The sequence below is a fragment of the Candidatus Frankia nodulisporulans genome (assembly GCF_902806475.1).
GTDB lineage: Bacteria > Actinomycetota > Actinomycetes > Frankiales > Frankiaceae > Frankia > Frankia umida.
In genome coordinates this window covers 29,803-45,395 of the sequence record NZ_CADCWS010000010.1, presented here as the reverse complement: position 1 = coordinate 45,395, position 15,593 = coordinate 29,803, and the positions used below count along the sequence as shown (strand labels likewise).

General features: G+C 71.8%; 15 protein-coding genes. 11 read left to right on the top strand and 4 right to left on the bottom strand.

Going from position 1 to position 15,593, the window contains the following annotated elements:
- Window positions 1–77 precede the first annotated feature (77 nt).
- From G6R24_RS02440 to rimI, 5 genes are all read left to right on the top strand, one after another.
- A complete protein-coding gene (locus G6R24_RS02440) occupies window positions 78–1,355 on the top strand; it encodes a serine hydroxymethyltransferase (protein ID WP_217451647.1) in 1,278 nt (425 codons plus the stop codon).
- A 201-nt stretch (window positions 1,356–1,556) separates the two neighbouring features.
- The gene (locus G6R24_RS02435; RefSeq protein WP_163547534.1) at window positions 1,557–2,684 is read left to right on the top strand and encodes an alpha/beta fold hydrolase; all 1,128 of its coding nucleotides are present in this window, start codon (window positions 1,557–1,559) and stop codon (window positions 2,682–2,684) included.
- A gap of 78 nt (window positions 2,685–2,762) precedes the next feature.
- Window positions 2,763–3,302, top strand: a complete 540-nt coding sequence (tsaE, locus tag G6R24_RS02430) for a tRNA (adenosine(37)-N6)-threonylcarbamoyltransferase complex ATPase subunit type 1 TsaE (RefSeq protein WP_163547533.1) — start codon at window positions 2,763–2,765, stop codon at window positions 3,300–3,302.
- 51 nt (window positions 3,303–3,353) lie between these two features.
- On the top strand, window positions 3,354–4,121 hold the full coding sequence (gene tsaB, locus G6R24_RS02425) for a tRNA (adenosine(37)-N6)-threonylcarbamoyltransferase complex dimerization subunit type 1 TsaB (protein ID WP_163547532.1): 768 nt from the start codon (window positions 3,354–3,356) through the stop codon (window positions 4,119–4,121).
- 179 nt (window positions 4,122–4,300) lie between these two features.
- Complete coding sequence (gene rimI, locus G6R24_RS02420) at window positions 4,301–4,837, top strand: ribosomal protein S18-alanine N-acetyltransferase (protein ID WP_163547538.1); 537 nt, start codon at window positions 4,301–4,303, stop codon at window positions 4,835–4,837.
- Window positions 4,838–4,862: 25 nt separating this feature from the next.
- Here rimI and G6R24_RS02415 read toward each other — a convergent pair whose 3' ends face one another.
- Window positions 4,863–5,498 (bottom strand): FMN-dependent NADH-azoreductase, encoded by a 636-nt coding sequence (locus G6R24_RS02415; protein WP_163547531.1) that lies wholly within the window; start codon window positions 5,496–5,498, stop codon window positions 4,863–4,865.
- 220 nt (window positions 5,499–5,718) lie between these two features.
- Between G6R24_RS02415 and G6R24_RS02410 the strand changes: the two genes are divergently transcribed.
- The gene (locus tag G6R24_RS02410; RefSeq protein WP_163547530.1) at window positions 5,719–6,288 is read left to right on the top strand and encodes a MarR family winged helix-turn-helix transcriptional regulator; all 570 of its coding nucleotides are present in this window, start codon (window positions 5,719–5,721) and stop codon (window positions 6,286–6,288) included.
- A gap of 149 nt (window positions 6,289–6,437) precedes the next feature.
- On the opposite strand, the gene G6R24_RS02405 is transcribed toward G6R24_RS02410, so the two are convergent.
- Window positions 6,438–6,701: a hypothetical protein gene (locus G6R24_RS02405; protein ID WP_163547529.1), complete on the bottom strand. Its 264-nt coding sequence runs from the start codon at window positions 6,699–6,701 to the stop codon at window positions 6,438–6,440.
- Between the two features lie 361 nt (window positions 6,702–7,062).
- Between G6R24_RS02405 and groES the strand changes: the two genes are divergently transcribed.
- Complete coding sequence (gene groES / locus G6R24_RS02400) at window positions 7,063–7,368, top strand: co-chaperone GroES (protein WP_009740479.1); 306 nt, start codon at window positions 7,063–7,065, stop codon at window positions 7,366–7,368.
- 129 nt (window positions 7,369–7,497) lie between these two features.
- A complete protein-coding gene (gene groL / locus G6R24_RS02395) occupies window positions 7,498–9,144 on the top strand; it encodes a chaperonin GroEL (protein ID WP_163547528.1) in 1,647 nt (548 codons plus the stop codon).
- Between the two features lie 214 nt (window positions 9,145–9,358).
- On the opposite strand, the gene G6R24_RS02390 is transcribed toward groL, so the two are convergent.
- Together G6R24_RS02390 and G6R24_RS02385 are read right to left on the bottom strand one after the other, a co-directional pair.
- The gene (locus tag G6R24_RS02390; RefSeq protein ID WP_163547527.1) at window positions 9,359–9,691 is read right to left on the bottom strand and encodes a WhiB family transcriptional regulator; all 333 of its coding nucleotides are present in this window, start codon (window positions 9,689–9,691) and stop codon (window positions 9,359–9,361) included.
- Window positions 9,692–10,265: 574 nt separating this feature from the next.
- Window positions 10,266–10,673, bottom strand: a complete 408-nt coding sequence (locus tag G6R24_RS02385) for a DUF5319 domain-containing protein (RefSeq protein ID WP_163547526.1) — start codon at window positions 10,671–10,673, stop codon at window positions 10,266–10,268.
- Between the two features lie 488 nt (window positions 10,674–11,161).
- Here G6R24_RS02385 and guaB point away from each other — a divergent pair, with 488 nt between their 5' ends.
- The 3 genes from guaB to G6R24_RS02370 all read left to right on the top strand — a co-directional run bounded on the left by guaB (window position 11,162) and on the right by G6R24_RS02370 (window position 15,485).
- The gene (gene guaB / locus G6R24_RS02380; RefSeq protein WP_163547525.1) at window positions 11,162–12,757 is read left to right on the top strand and encodes an IMP dehydrogenase; all 1,596 of its coding nucleotides are present in this window, start codon (window positions 11,162–11,164) and stop codon (window positions 12,755–12,757) included.
- Between the two features lie 115 nt (window positions 12,758–12,872).
- Window positions 12,873–14,006 carry a GuaB3 family IMP dehydrogenase-related protein gene (locus tag G6R24_RS02375; protein ID WP_163547524.1) on the top strand — a complete coding sequence of 378 codons (1,134 nt, stop codon included), beginning with the start codon at window positions 12,873–12,875 and terminating at the stop codon, window positions 14,004–14,006.
- 72 nt (window positions 14,007–14,078) lie between these two features.
- Entirely contained in the window at window positions 14,079–15,485 is a 1,407-nt protein-coding gene (locus tag G6R24_RS02370; protein ID WP_163547523.1) for a hypothetical protein, read from the top strand.
- Window positions 15,486–15,593: the final 108 nt, after the last annotated feature.

Sequence of the window (15,593 nt, the reverse complement as noted above, 5' to 3'; positions counted from 1 at the left end):
ACAGAGGTGGAACTGACCACCGGGGAGCGATGAGCGGGTCGGTGCCGCGCGTCTGGGTGCCTCCGGCCGAACGAGACATGCCGGAGGTTACTGTGCACAACCCACCCCTTCCCGAACTGACCGTCGCCGATCCGGAGATCGCGGGTCTGATCGAGGCCGAGGCCGCCCGCCAGCACGGGTCCATCAGGTTGATCGCCTCGGAGAACTACGTGTCCACCGCGGTGCTCGAGGCATCCGGTTCGGTGCTGACCAACAAGTACTCCGAGGGGTACGTCGGGAAGCGCTACTACGAGGGCCAGCAGGTCATCGACCCGATCGAGACCCTCGCCGTCGACCGGGCGAAGGCGCTGTTCGGGGTCGAGCACGCCAATGTCCAGCCGTACTCCGGGTCGCCGGCGAACCTGGCCGTCTACCTGGCCTTCGCCCAGCCCGGCGACACGATCATGGGTCTGTCGCTGCCGATGGGCGGGCACCTCACCCACGGGTGGAGCGTGTCGGCGACCGGCAAGTGGTTCCGCAGCGTTCGTTACGGGCTGCGGGCCGACACCGGCCGGATCGACCTGGACGAGGTGCGTGACCTCGCGCTGGCCGAGCGTCCGAAGGTCATCTTCTGCGGCGGCACGGCGATCCCGCGCACGATCGACTTCCCGGGTTTCGCCGAGATCGCGCGGGAGGTCGGCGCCGTGCTCGTCGCCGACATCGCGCACATCGCCGGGCTCATCGCCGGGGGTGCGCATCCCTCCCCGGTCGGGTACGCCCCGGTGATCTCCACCACCACGCACAAGACGCTGCGCGGCCCGCGTGGCGCGATGCTGATGTCGGACGCGGAGCATGCCACGGCGCTGGACAAGGCGGTCTTTCCCGGTCTGCAGGGTGGCCCGCACAACCACACCACCGCGGCGATCGCCGTCGCGCTGCGGGAGGCGGCGACCCCGTCGTTCCGCGAGTACGCCCAGGCCATCGTCGCCAACGCCCGCGCCCTGGCCGAGGCCCTGGTCGAGCGTGGCTTCGACCTGGTCACCGGCGGTACCGACAACCACCTGATCCTCATCGACCTGACCAGCAAGGACATCGGCGGCAAGCCGGCGGCCAAGGCGCTGGACGCCGCCGGCATCGAGCTGAACTACAACGCCGTGCCGTTCGACAAGCGCAAGCCGTTCGACCCGTCCGGCATCCGTCTCGGCACCGCCGCGGTGACCACCCGGGGCCTGACCACCGCGCACATGCCGCTGATCGCCGGTTGGATCGACGACGCCGTCAAGGCGGCCTCGGCCAACGACACCGCGACGATCGAGCGGATTCGGGCCCAGGTCAACGAGCTGACCGCCGGCTTCCCGATGCCGGGCTTCGCCTGATCCACCCCGATGATCCGCTCCGTCGCCAACCGGCTACGGAACGCGGGCTGACCGGCCCCTGAGCGGCCCCGCGTCCGACCCGTGCACGCCGGACCATGGTCGTGGACGAGTCCCCTCGAACCTGCCTGTGTCGGATGTGCGAGGCATCATCGGTTCAGGGCAGTCCGGAGGAGCCGGGTTGTGCGGTGGACGGAGGCGGGGATGGTCAGGTCGGTCGGCGCGGTGGCGGGGTCCCGAGCAGCACGGGCGGTCACCGGCTCACTCGGGGTGGTCGGGGTGGCCGCTGTCGCCGGTCTCGTCGCCGAGCGCCGGGCCATCCACCGTCGTCGCCTGCGTACGGAGGTCACCAGGTCGTTCGAGGCCGCGCGGATCGACGGCCGGGTCACCACCGTCCTCGCCGGCGACGGGGTGCCGCTGCACGTCGAGGAGACCGGCCCGGCGGACGCACCGCTCACCCTGGTGTTCGTGCACGGGTTCTGCGTGTGTTCCGACAGCTGGATCCTGCAGCAGCGCGATCTGACCGATCTCGGGCGGATGGTGTTCTTCGACCAGCGCGCCCACGGGCGTTCCGGTCCGTCCGTCGTGGGCAACTGCACCATCGACGTGCTCGCGGATGACCTGTACCGGGTCATCCGCGAGCGGGTCCCCACCGGGCCGATCGTGCTGATCGGCCACTCGATGGGTGGCATGGCGGTGCTGGGGCTCGCCGAGGAGCATCCGGAACTGTTCGGCGACCGCATCATCGGCGTCGCCCTGCTGTCCACCAGCGCCTCGGAGCTCGCCCGGGCCACCCTGGGCCCGGCGGCGCTGCTGACCGGGGTCGTGCGGCGGGTGGTGCCGGGTGTCGCCGTCGGCATGCGGCGGGCGTCCGGGGTGCTCGAGCACCTGCGCGGCAGCGGCAGCGACCTGTCCTGGGAGGTGACTCGCCGGATCGCCTTCGGCGGCACCGACCTGTCGCCCGCGGTCATCACCTTCCTCGAGGAGATGGTCTCCCGGACCCCGGTGGAGGTCATCGCGGCCTTCCTGCCGACCCTGCTCGACAACGACCGTCTCGCCGCCGTCGACCGGTTCGCGACCACCCCCACGCTGATCGTCGTCGGCGCCGCGGACCTGGTCACCCCGGTCGGTCACAGCCGCACGATCGCGGCGGCCCTGCCCGAGGCGGAGCTGCTCGTCGAGGAGAACGCCGGGCACGCCATCATGCTGGAACGTCCCGCGGCGGTGAACGCGGCGATCCGTCGCCTGGTCGAGCGTGCCGTCACCGGCCCCGCCGTCGCCCAGCCCGCCGCCGCGCACCGCCGGACCGCCCGACCACTCGGCGCCGCCTGAGCCCGTTCGACGACCCGCGGTGGCCGCTGTCGCGGCCGGTGGACGGGGAAGGCGCGCGCCAGTGGTGAGAATGGAGCCATGAGCGTGAACCCGACACGCGGTGCCGACGACGGCGTTCCGGCCCCGGTGGTGCAGATCCCGACGGCGCAGATCCCGACGGTGCGGATCCCGACGGCCGAGCGGATGCGTGCGCTCGGCGCGCGGCTGGCCGACGTGCTGCGTCCCGGTGATCTGATCGTGCTCTCAGGGCCGCTCGGCGCTGGCAAGACCGTGCTCGCCCAGGGCATCGCGGCCGGTCTCGGCGTCCGGGAGACGGTCACCTCGCCGACCTACGTGCTGTCGCGGATCTACGCCGACGGCCGCATCCCGCTCGTCCATGTGGACGCCTACCGGCTCGGCGCGGCGGCCGAGGCGGACGACCTGGACCTCGACGCCGACGCCGACCGGTCGGTGACCGTCGTCGAATGGGGCGCGGGCCTGGTCGAAGGTCTCGCCCAGGACCATCTGGAGGTGGTGCTGACCCGGCCCACCGCCGACGAGTCCGGCGAGGTCCGAACCGTGCGGCTGCTGGCATCCGGCCCGTCCTGGACCGCACGTCTGCGTGGCCTGTCGAGCTGACGGGCATGGGGCGCGGCCTCGGTGGGTCAGGCGCCTCCGTAGGCTGGAGCGGTGCTGGTGCTGGCCCTTGATACGTCCACGGCTGCCTGTGCTGTGGCCCTCGCTGAACTGACGGCGGCCGAGACCGCCGCGAATCCCGGCGGACCGAGCTGGCTGGATGAGGCCGTCGGCGACGCCGGGGTGCAGGTCTGGCCGCGCGGCAGCGTCGTCACCGTCGATGCCCGCCGCCACGGCGAGCTGCTGGCGCCGTCGATGCGCTCGGTGCTCGACGAAGCGGATGTGCACCCGTCCGACCTCGCGGCGATCGTCGTCGGAGCCGGGCCGGGGCCGTTCACCAGCCTGCGGGTCGGGATGGTCACGGCCGCCGCGTTCGCCGACGCGCTGGAGATCCCCGTGCACGGCGTCTGCTCGCTGGACGGCATCGGTGCCGCGACGATCGGGGCGACCGCTGTGGTCACCGATGCCCGTCGGCGGGAGGTGTACTGGGCCCGGTACGACGATGGCGTGCGGGTGGGCGACCCCGCGGTCGGTCGGCCGGCGCAGGTCGCCGAGCTGTTGCGTGCTCACGGCGTCACGGCGGTCGTCGGCCCAGGTCGGGCCCTGTACGCGGACCTGTTCGCCGACTTCGCGGAGCTTCCCCTACCCGCCGCGGGCGGTGACACCACCGTGCCGGAGGCGGGCTACCCGCGTCCGGAGCTGCTGGTCGGCCTCGCCGGCGCCGATCTGCTGGCGGGGCGTGTCCCGTCGCCCCTGGTCCCGCTCTATCTGCGGCGACCGGACGCCTCCGAGCCGCACGCCCCGAAGCCGGTCAGCTCATGACCCAGCCGGGCCGCCCGGCCCGGCCCGCCACGACCGAGCCGCCGGCTCCTGGATCCTCCGTCACCAGACCCCGGACCTCCCCGCTCCCGGGCACCGAACTCCCGGCCACCGAGCCGCCGGTCAGGGACTCGCTGGTCATCGAGGCCCCGGCCGGCGCGCAGGCCATCGTGGATCTTGTCATGGTGCCCACGCGCTGGTGGCATGTCGAGACCATCGCGAACCTCGAGCGCACGGTCTTCGTGGCCGACGCGTGGAGCGCCGAGCTGTTCTGGTCCGAGCTCGCCCAGGGCGATCAGCGCTACTACCTGACCGCGCTGTCGCGCCCGCGTGGTGTCGCCACGCACGACCTGACGTCGATCGTCGGTTACGCGGGTCTGGCGATCTCCGACGACGGGGCCTACATCCAGACGGTGGGAGTCGTCCCGCACCTGAGTGGCAGGGGCGTCGGCGCCCGTCTGATGATCAGCCTGCTGCGCCGGGCGCGCCAGTTGGGGGCGCGCTCCTGCGGGTTGGAGGTCCGCACCGACAACCACGCCGCCCGGGCCCTCTACCACCGGCTCGGCTTCGTCGACATCGGTCAGCGGCGCGGCTACTACCAGCCCTCCGGCGGCGATGCCTTCGTCATGCGGGCCCGGCCGATAGACACGGTGGGCTACGGCATTCTGCTCGACGACCGGGAGCGTGCCCTCCCCGGCAGCGCCCTGCTGCAACCCTGACCAGCAGCCGCCGCCGGTGACCCGGTCAGGCTGCCGCGCGGGCGCGCAGAGCCGCCTCGCCGGCGCCGCGGCTGCGGCTGTTCAGGTCGATGAACTCCGCGAGCGCCGGGTTGACCGGAGCGAGCGTCATCTCCACCCGGATCAGCTCGACATCGGTCGCGCCGAGTGACTCCAGGATGTGTGCCACGTAGGGGAGCTGGTGGTCCCAGCCCTCCTTGGGTGTGCCCGCCGCGTAGGAACCGCCCTGGGTGGCGAGCACGGTGACGCGGGAACCGGTCAGCGCCGAGGGCTCCGGAGGCTGGCGCAGCGTGCGGCCCACGATGATGATCTGATCGACCCACGCCTTGAACGTCGAGGGCACCGAGAAGTTGTACATCGGCAGCGTGAACAGGTACTCGTCGGCCGCCTCGAGCTCGGCGACCAGCTCCTCGCGCCGCTTGACGGCCTCGGTCTGCGCGGGCGAGTGCTGGTCGGAGGGCAGGAAGCCGGCGGAGACGGTCTCCCAGTCCAGATGGGGCGGGGGCGTGAGGGCGAGATCCCGGTAGCTGAGGATGCCGCCGGGATGGGCGGCCTGCCAGGCCTCGGCGAAGACAGCGCCCAGCGCCCGGGAGGTCGAACCCTCACGGGCGAAGCTGGCGTCGACGTGCAGTAGGTGGGCCATGAGCCGTCCTTTGAGTCACGGTTGCCGAGTCACGTTCGCGTCGCGGCTGCTCAGGCCGGACCAGCCAGGTCAGGCCGTCAACCACGCGCGGGAAAGATCTCGATAGAAGATCTTCGCATGGCGCGAAGATCGATACCGAGACTATCTTTGGATGGGATCGTCTGCAAGTGCACTTATCTCACGGGGTGATCGGGCTGGCGAACGCGGGTACCCTGGCACGATGAGCGACGCCGGGGCGTCTGCCGCGGTGCACGGCGCCGAGGCCGAGGGTCTGCCCGAGGATCTGGGGCACGATCTCGGCTGGCTGATGGGTCAGGCGCAGTACGGCTACCTCGAGGCGGCCGCCTCGGCCTGCACGCAGCTGCCCGGTGGTCTGCGCGCGCTTCAGGTGCTGGGCGCCGCCGTCGAGGGTGAGGGTCGCAACCAGATAGAGGTCGCGCGCAGGTTCGGCATCGACCGCACGGTCATGGTGCGTCTGGTCGACGAACTCGAGCGGGACGGGCTTGTGCTCCGTCAGCCGGATCCGGGCGATCGTCGCGCTCGCATCCTCGTCGCGACCGAACGCGGCACCCTCGTCCACTCGGCCGCCCAGCAGCAGCGGCTGCTGGTTGACCAGCATGTTCTCGCCGCGCTGGAACCCGCGGAGCGCGAGGAGTTCGTCCGGCTGCTGCGCCGCATCGTGGCCCGACTCGTCGATGTGGACCCAACCCATGGCGCCGCCGCCTGCGAGATCGCCCGCCAGCAGATCGACGCCCGGGAGGGCACCGGCGGTCCAGCCGCCACCGGCTGACCAGGCGTCCACGAGAGGTCGCCGGCGCCCCGCGGCCGGTTCCGGATCAGGATCCGCCTACCTGGGTTGTCGCGGGCGGCGCATCGGACGCGAACATCACCACGGTGACCCGGGCGCACCCCGCGCGCCGGTGATCTCCGAGCGGGGCGTCACCGGGCGTGGCCGCGGTCCGAAGGGGCGGCCGGCGGGTGCACCTGCTCGAACGGCCATACGTGCGGGGCGCCCGTGGTGAGGCCGGGCGGCACGGTGGGCATCGGTGGCGCGGTGGTGCGGATGATCACGACGACCAGGTCGCCCGCCCGCTGGTGGCTGAGATACACCTCACCGTCGCGGTCGCCGAGGGCGTCGACCGCCCAGTCCCGTAGTCGGGTGAGCTGGCCGGGGGCGGCCTTGGCCTCCCACATCCAGATCATCGTCGGACTCCCGTCGGATGCTGGCGATGTATCGGTCCACACCGATCGTCGCGCAGCTCACGGGGGCGGTCGGTGGTGGGGGTCGGGGCACGCGACCGGATCCGCGGTGTGCTCGGACGCCCGGATCCCCACGATCGCGGGCGGAACGGGCGCGTCGGTCCACGTCCACGGAGTACGTCCCGGGCACAGCGTCGGCCTTTGAGTCTTGACAGATCCGCCCTTCTTGGTTGACGTGCGTGGTGCGGGTGCTAGGTTGGCACTCGGCACGTGAGAGTGCCAGCGACGACAGGCGCCTGTTCACCCGCGACGGCAGGCCGCCAGGGTCGCTCTCTCATCCAGCGTAGGAAGGGGGAGGTCGATCGTGACGACCGCCACCAAGGTTGCTATCAAGCCTCTTGAAGACCGCATTGTCGTGCAGCCGTCGGATGCCGAGCAGACCACCGCATCGGGCATCGTGATTCCGGACACGGCCAAGGAGAAGCCCCAGGAGGGGACTGTTCTCGCGGTCGGACCGGGTCGGTTCGAGGACGGCAAGCGCGTCCCGCTCGACGTGAAGGTCGGCGACGTGGTGCTCTACAGCAAGTACGGCGGTACCGAGGTCAAGTACTCGGGCGAGGAGTACCTGGTGCTCTCCGCGCGCGACGTCCTCGCGATCATCGAGAAGTAGGCCGTGCGTCGGTAGCGACGCGACGGGGGGCGCGCCCCGCTGGTGGCCGCCCGGTGTCCGCCGGGTGCACCGGCGGGGCGCGCTTCTCGTTGTGCTACCGGCAATCGATGTCGGGAGGACACCTCAGGTATGCCGAAAATTCTGACGTTCAACGAGGATGCCCGTCACGCACTCGAGGACGGCGTCAACGCGCTCGCCAACGCGGTGAAGGTGACGATCGGCCCACGCGGGCGCAACGTCGTCATCGACAAGAACTACGGCGCGCCGACGATCACCAATGACGGGGTGACGATCGCGCGCGAGGTCGAGCTGGACGACCCGTACCGCAACCTTGGCGCTCAGCTCGCCAAGGAGGTCGCCACCAAGACCAACGACGTCGCCGGTGACGGCACCACCACGGCGACCGTGCTGGCCCAGGGAATGGTCCGGTTCGGCCTCAAGCAGGTCACCGCGGGCGCCGCACCGCTGTCGCTCAAGGCTGGCATCGAGGCCGCGGTCGAGGCCGTCTCGGCGGCGCTGCTCGAGCAGGCCATCGAGGTCAGCGCGAAGGAGACCATCGCCCAGGTGGCGGCGATCTCCGCACAGGACGTCCGGGTCGGCGAGCTGATCGCCGAGGCGATCGACAAGATCGGCAAGGACGGCGTCATCACGGTCGAGGAGAGCCAGACCCTCGGGCTCGACCTTGAGCTCACCGAGGGGATGCAGTTCGACAAGGGCTACATCTCGCCGTACTTCGTCACCGACACCGACTCCCAGGAAGCGGTGCTCGAGGACGCCTACGTCCTGCTCTACCCGGGCAAGATCGCGGCGCTGAACGAGATCCTGCCCCTGCTCGAGCAGGTCGTGCAGGAGCGCAAGCCGCTGCTGATCATCGCCGAGGACATCGAGGGCGAGGCGCTGTCCACCCTGGTGGTGAACACGATCCGCAAGACCTTCCAGGTCGTCGCGGTGAAGGCGCCCGGCTTCGGTGACCGCCGCAAGGCGCTGCTGCAGGACATCGCGGTGCTCACCGGTGGGCAGGTCATCGCCACCGAGGTCGGTCTGTCCCTGGACGCGGCGACCCTCGCCGATCTCGGCCAGGTCCGGCGCGTGGTCGTCGACGCGAGCAACACCATCCTCGTCGACGGCGCCGGCGACGCGGACGCGGTCGCCGAGCGCGTGCGCAACCTCAAGGGCGAGATCGAGGCCAGCGAGTCCGACTGGGACCGCGAGAAGCTCCAGGAGCGGCTGGCCAAGCTCGCGGGCGGGGTCGCGGTCATCCGCGTCGGCGCCGCCACCGAGGTGGAGCTCAAGGAGAAGAAGCACCGTCTCGAGGACGCCGTCTCGGCGACCCGCGCGGCCATCGAGGAGGGCATCGTCGCCGGTGGCGGCGCCGCCCTCGTGCACGTCGCCTCGGTGCTCGACGGGGGCCTCGGTCGCACCGGTGACGAACTCGCCGGTGTGAACGTCGTGCGTACCTCGCTCGACGCTCCGCTGTCCTGGATCGCGCGCAACGCGGGCCAGGAGGGAGCGGTCATCGTCAACAAGGTCAGGGAGCTCAAGCCCGGCCACGGCTACAACGCCGCGACCGGCGAGTACACCGACCTGATCGCGGCCGGCATCATCGACCCGGTCAAGGTCACCCGCTCGGCGGTGGCGAACGCCGCGTCGATCGCGGCGCTGCTCATCACCACCGAGAGCCTCGTCGTCGAGAAGCCGGCCAGGTCCGCGGGCGACCACGGGCACAGCCATGGCCACGGCCACGGTCACAGCCACCAGCACGGCCCCGGTTTCTGACCGGCCACGCACAACGATGCGGCCCGACCTGGGCCCCCGGCAGGGGGTTCAGGCGGGCCGCATCGCCGTTTCGGTGGGCACTGGCCGCCGCTTCCACCCTCGTCGGGTGACAACCAGTCAGGGCCTCACCCGTCCCGGGTGATCAGCGGTGGCGGGTGGGGATGTCGGCCATATCGGCTCCCGGTCCGCCCCCCACCGCTCATCCGTGCGCCGTTCAGCAGGCCGGCGCGAGCCCAGGCCGTGCCGGTACGCGGCGGGTCACCCCGCGCCGCGAGCGGCCGGTGAGGATCGCCTCGCGTTCGGACTCGCTGAGCCCGCCCCAGACGCCGTACGGCTCGCGTGCGGTCAGCGCGTACTCGCCGCACGCACGCACGACCGGACAGCGGGCGCAGATCGCCTTGGCCGCCGCCTCCCGTGCCGCCCGGGCTGGCCCGCGTTCGCCTTCGGGATGGAAGAACAACTCCGTACTCTCGCCCCGGCAGGCGCCGTGAAGCTGCCACTCCCACTTCTCCGCGCCGGGGCCGGGAAGTCGTCGAACATCGGTCATCGGCCTGAGCCCCCCTTTCGACCTGAGCGGCGAGCGCCGCGGCGTCACCGTAGTACCGGTCACCCTCCCGGGGATCTTGAAAATTCACCCTGGACCCGGCATCGGCCACCGTCGGTCCGCTACCTGTCGCGGCGTGCCTGACCGCGCGCCGCACCGTCGGGGCATGCCGCGGCCAACGCCGAGGGGCGGAGCGGGTCGGATGGTGTTCTGCCTACCCAGGACCTTCGCCTACCCACGACCTCGGCTGGTCACACGACCTCGCGCGAGCTGTGCCACGGTTCGCCGTCCGCCCGGCTCGGGTCCTCGTCCGGTATGCCCGGCGCGCGTCACGGAACCGAGCCGTCAGCGCACGGTCGGTCAGATCGGATGGTCCGGGCACGGCGGACGGTCCGGGCACGGCGGATGTCGCGCTGGCTCGAAAGTCTACCGCGGACGTCCGAACGTGGGCCCCCGCCCGGGCACACCCGGGGCAGGAGGAAGCACCCCACAGCGAGGAACAGCCACCACATCCCCGGGACGACCGGCCACACCATGGGATGGCGGACACCGCGCGATCGCGACCGCGCGGTGGAACTCAGCGGGAGTCGGCCTCCGAGGCGGCGGACGCCTCGTAGACGCCATCGGCGAAGCCGCGGGCGTACTCCCAGCTCACGTAGCACGAGTAGTCAGGCGCGAACGCCGGCTCGTGCACCCGGGTGCGGCCCTCGTTGAGCAGGTTGCGCAGATTGCCGGCCAGCAGCTCCCAGTCGAAGTAGTGGGGCTCAGCGCAACCCTCGCAGTCGACCACGAGCCCGCGGTACCCGCGTGGCTCGAGCAACGTGCGGAAGACGTCCAGGTCTCCCAGCTCCGCGAGGACCTCTTCCCGCTCGTGCAGGGAAAGCGGTTCGAGCAGATGGAGATCGTCTGCGGAGTCGAGGCGCGCGAGCTCAGCGGCCGGATCCTCGGGGTCACCCGCGAAGGGGTCGACAGGCTCGTCGCTCACGAGGACAACGCTACGCTTGCCCGGACTGCTAAGTGGTCCCGATTCGGAGTCTCGGCACCGTTGTGCGGCGCTTGTGAGAGGTTCGGCGGCTCGTCGTCGTCCCGAAAACCCCGTCGGCCGCGCTCATCCCACCGGTTGTGCGGGTCCCCACGACCGGCGGTCACGGCTCTTCGCGCTGGTGGCCAGGGCCGTCCGCGCGGGGCACGGCCGCCGTCGCGGGTAGCGAGGCGACACCGTGGCCCGGCCGCGATCTCGGTCACGCGGTGCCCGCCCAGTAGTGCCATCGCCCTCTACGATGGGGATGTGCCGTGACCCGACGGCCGGATGCCTCCCAGCGATGGCCGCACGCGGGCCCGGGGTCCGCGAGACCCCGCGCTCCCGTCTCGTCCACCGGGCGATCGGGCCGGACCCCAGGCACCCGGCGGGGCCGTGGCCGTCGGGCGGTTCCGCAGCGCCGCGGCACCGGTCACTCCGGAACGGAAGGTGCCATGAACGCCCCTGTCGCCACGCACTCGTCCACGTCGGGCGCAGGCTCCGTCGAGCCCCGAGCAGACCTGCTGGGTGCCGACGCCGCCCCGGTACCGCCGAAGCTCGCGATGCTCGGGCTGACCTTCGACGACGTCCTGCTGCTGCCGGCCGAGTCCGACCTGGTGCCCTCCGAGGCCGACACGTCGACCCGGCTGTCACGTTCGATCAACCTCGCCGTCCCGCTGGTCTCCTCGGCGATGGACACGGTGACCGAGGCGCGGATGGCGATCGCCATGGCCCGCCAGGGCGGCGTCGGGGTGCTGCACCGCAACCTGTCGATCGACGAGCAGGCCCAGCAGGTCGACATGGTCAAGCGGTCCGAGTCCGGCATGATCACCGCACCGGTGACCTGCGGCCCCGAGGCCACCCTCGAGGACGCCAACGTCCTCATGGCGCGCTACCGCATCTCCGGTGTGCCGGTCACCGAGCCGGACGGCCAGCTCGTCGGCATCGTCACCAACCGTGACATCCGCTTCGAGCGTGACTACTCCCGCCGGGTCCAGGACGTGATGACCCGGATGCCGCTGATCACCGCGCCGGTCGGCGTGTCTCCCGAGGACGCGCTCGCCCTGCTGCGCCGACACAAGATCGAGAAGCTGCCGATCGTCGACGACTCGGGTCGACTGCGCGGGCTGATCACCGTCAAGGACTTCACCAAGCGTGAGCAGTACCCGAACGCCACCAAGGACGCGGACGGCCGGCTCGTCGTCGGCGCCGCGGTCGGCGTCGGGGAGGACGCCTACAAGCGGGCCCAGGTGCTCGTCGCCGCCGGTGTGGACTTCCTGATCGTCGACACCGCGCACGGGCACCAGCGGGCCGTGCCCGACATGGTCCGCCGGCTCAAGACCGATCTGCGGGCCGGTCCCGGCGGCCGTCCGCTGGACATCATCGGTGGGAACGTGGCGACCGGCGCCGGAGCCGCCGCGCTCATCGCCGCCGGCGCGGACGCGATCAAGGTCGGGGTCGGGCCCGGCTCGATCTGCACCACCCGCATCGTGTCCGGTGTCGGTGTGCCGCAGGTCACCGCGATCTACGAGGCTGCCCAGGTCGCCCGGCGCCACGGCGTGCCCGTCATCGGCGACGGTGGCCTGCAGTACTCCGGGGACATCGCCAAGGCGATCGCGGTCGGCGCCGACACGGTCATGCTCGGCAGCCTGCTCGCCGGCGTGGACGAGAGCCCCGGCGAGCTCATCTTCATCAACGGCAAGCAGTTCAAGGCATACCGGGGCATGGGCTCGCTGGCGGCGATGCGCAGCCGCGGCGTGGCGCGGTCCTACTCCAAGGACCGCTACTTCCAGGACGACGTGCTCTCCGACGACAAGCTCGTCCCCGAGGGCGTCGAGGGGCAGGTGCCCTACCGCGGCTCGCTCGCGGCCGTCGCGCACCAGCTCATCGGCGGGCTGCGCGCCGCGATGGGATACACCGGCTCGCCGACGATCCAACGCCTTCAGGACGACGCGCAGCTGATCCGGATCACCTCCGCCGGCCTGGTCGAGAGCCACCCGCACGACGTCCAGATGACCGTCGAGGCGCCGAACTACAACTCCGTGCGCTGACGAGAGCTTCTTCCCATCTCGGGTGGACGGATGGTGCCGTGGGCGCCCTCGTCCACCGTGTTGTTTCGCGTCGTGCCGGGGCCAGGCCACCGGCTGGAGTCAGGAGACCGCAAGCGTGGCAGAGGTCGAGATCGGCATCGGTAGGAACGCGCGGGTCGCGTACGGTCTCGACGCCGTCGGCATCGTCCCGTCACGGCGCACCCGTGACCCGCGGGACGTGTCGCTGGCCTGGGAGATCGACGCCTACCGGTTCGATCTGCCGCTGGTGGCCGCGCCGGCGGACGCCATCACCTCACCCGCGTCCGCGATCGCGCTGGGCCGGCTCGGTGGGCTGGGCATCCTGCACGTCGAGGGGCTGTGGACCCGGTACGAGGCACCGGAGTCGCTGATCGCCGAGGTGACCGACCTCGGCATCACCGCGGGCCCCGCGGTGGCCAACGCCCGGCTGCGCGAGCTCTACGCCACCCCGGTCGACCCCGACCTCATCGCCCGTCGGCTGGGGGAGCTGCGGGAGGCCGGGGTGACCGTCGCCGCGGCGCTGCGACCGCAGAAGGTGCGGGCGCTGTCGGCGCATGTGCTTGCCGCCGGGGCCGATCTGCTGGTCATCCACGGCACCGCCGTCTCCGCCGAACACCAGTCGCGCCAGACCGAGCCGCTCAACCTCAAACGGTTCATCGGCGAACTCGACCTGCCGGTGCTGGTCGGCGGATGCGCGTCGTTCTCCACGGCGCTGCATCTGATGCGGACCGGTGCCGCCGGTGTGATCGTCGGTGTCGGCTCCGGTCTCGGTGACCGGACCCACGAGACACTCGGCGTGGGCGTCCCCCTGGCGACCGCGATCGCGGACGCCGCCGGGGCGCGGATGCGCTACCTCGACGAGTCGGGCGGCCGTTACGTACACGTGATCGGCTACGGCGACCTGCGCACCGGCGGGGACGTCGCCAAGGCGGTCGCCTGCGGGGCGGACGCGGTGATGGTCGACGCGGTGCTCGCCACCGCACAGGACGCGCCCGGCCAGGGCGGCGTCTGGCCGATGAACGTGTTGTCCTCCGACCTGCCCGCCGGGAACTGGTCCCCGGTGGCGGGTACGGCGACCCTGGAGGAGATCGTGCACGGCATCGGCGCCCCCGTGGGCGCGACCGCGGGCAGCCTCGCCGGAGGCCTGCGGGCAGCCATGGCCACGACGGGATACGCCACCCTCAAGGAGTTCCAGAAGGCCGAGATCATGGTCACCGCCGGCCGGCCCTGACACCCGGTCGAATCCGGTGGGGTGCGGGCATGGCACCCTGGGGTCGTCCGTCTCCGGCACGAAGGACGACCGATGCGCCTCGACGAGCATGGCCGCTGGGTCAGTGACGACGGCGCCTACGTCTGGGATGAGGCCGCCCAGACCTGGCAGTCGGTATCCACCGCACCACCAGTCGGCCCCGCCGTGGCGCCGTCCTGGTCGGGCACGAGCGCGCCCTCGGCGCCGTCGGCCCACTCCGGTGCTCCGACCGCGGGTGGGTCAGCCGGCGCCCCGGGGGCGGCCTCCGGCACGGATACGTCCCGTGCCGGTGTGTCCGGTTCGGGCCCGGTCGAGGCAACCGCCACGGGCGCGCTGCCGGCCTACGGCAGCGCGACCCAGTTCGGCCGTTGGTCCCTGACCGGCGAACACGCCCTCACGACGGAGCAGCCGCAGACCGGCGGCCAGCCCCGACCCGGTGACCAGACCCGGATGGGCGAGCAGCCCCGGACCGCCGGGCCGATGGCACCGGGCGGGCTCGCGGCCGCCGGCGGCCTGGCCACGACCGGTGGGCTGGGAATGCCCACCGGTCCGGGTGCGCCGGGCGGGCTGGGTGCCTCTGGTGGGCCAGCGGGCTCGGGCCGGGGTACGGATGCGGCCGGTGGGCCGGGGGCGTCAGCGGGTCCCGGTGCGGTCGGTGGTCTGGGCGCGACGGGCACTCCGGGTACGGCAGGCGCTTCGGGGACGACCGGCGGGCTGAGCCCGACCGGTGGGCTGGGGGTGGCCGGTGGGCCGCTGGGCGACATCGGTTCGACCGGTCCGGTGGGATGGGGCGGTAACCGGCCGGCCGGTCCCTGGAACGCCGACAGCGAGCAGACCGGTGAGATCCGTCGTGTCGGTGGTGCCGCCACGCACACCGGCGCGACACCGCTGCGGGCCGCGGGCGTCGCGCACTGGGACGACGAGCTCGACGACGACCTCGACGACGACTCGCACCTCCCGCCTGGCCGCGACGAGGAGGAGGGACGATCCGGCTGGGCGCCGTCGCGGGGGCGCGCGGACGGGCGGGTGCCCGGGGGAACCCCGCCGGCGCGCCCCGGAGCCGTCGGCCCGGATGCGGGGATCGGGGGCCGGCTGTCCGCGTTGACGCGGCAGGCCCGTCAGCGACCCATCGTGCTGATCGTCGCCACCGTGGCGCTGGTCTGCCTGGGTCTCGCCCTGGTCGGTTACCTTGCGCTGGGCGGCGGCGACTCGGGTACCGGGCAGACCGCGGGCGCCACGACATCCGGGCACGCCCAGTACGACAAGGACGTTCGAAACGCCTACCTCGGATCCTGCCTGGACGTCAGCAACGGAAACGAGAGCTACTGCACCTGCACGCTGGACAAGCTGGAGGCCACGTACACCCAGGAGGAGTACCGGCGATTCAGCGCGAGCGTGCAGTCCGAGTCGTCGCAGCGGATCGTGCGGGAGATCTATGCCGCCTGCCGAGACAAGCGATGACGGACTCCCGTGTAAAATCGTTCGACAACATCGTTGGCACAATTTTTTGCCGCACCAACCGGTTCCTGACGAGGCGCCGGCACGCTTTTTTCGATCTTCTTGCTGACC

Bases quoted from the DNA above. Each gene is read 5' to 3' on its own strand.
- G6R24_RS02370 (WP_163547523.1), top strand. From the start codon at position 14,079: ATGCGCCTCGACGAGCATGGCCGCTGGGTCAGTGACGACGGCGCCTAC.
- groL (WP_163547528.1), top strand. From the start codon at position 7,498: ATGCCGAAAATTCTGACGTTCAACGAGGATGCCCGTCACGCACTCGAG.
- G6R24_RS02410 (WP_163547530.1), top strand. From the start codon at position 5,719: ATGAGCGACGCCGGGGCGTCTGCCGCGGTGCACGGCGCCGAGGCCGAG.
- guaB (WP_163547525.1), top strand. From the start codon at position 11,162: ATGAACGCCCCTGTCGCCACGCACTCGTCCACGTCGGGCGCAGGCTCC.
- G6R24_RS02440 (WP_217451647.1), top strand. From the start codon at position 78: ATGCCGGAGGTTACTGTGCACAACCCACCCCTTCCCGAACTGACCGTC.
- G6R24_RS02405 (WP_163547529.1), bottom strand. From the start codon at position 6,701: ATGATCTGGATGTGGGAGGCCAAGGCCGCCCCCGGCCAGCTCACCCGA.
- rimI (WP_163547538.1), top strand. From the start codon at position 4,301: ATGGTGCCCACGCGCTGGTGGCATGTCGAGACCATCGCGAACCTCGAG.
- tsaE (WP_163547533.1), top strand. From the start codon at position 2,763: ATGAGCGTGAACCCGACACGCGGTGCCGACGACGGCGTTCCGGCCCCG.
- G6R24_RS02390 (WP_163547527.1), bottom strand. From the start codon at position 9,691: ATGACCGATGTTCGACGACTTCCCGGCCCCGGCGCGGAGAAGTGGGAG.
- G6R24_RS02415 (WP_163547531.1), bottom strand. From the start codon at position 5,498: ATGGCCCACCTACTGCACGTCGACGCCAGCTTCGCCCGTGAGGGTTCG.
- G6R24_RS02435 (WP_163547534.1), top strand. From the start codon at position 1,557: ATGGTCAGGTCGGTCGGCGCGGTGGCGGGGTCCCGAGCAGCACGGGCG.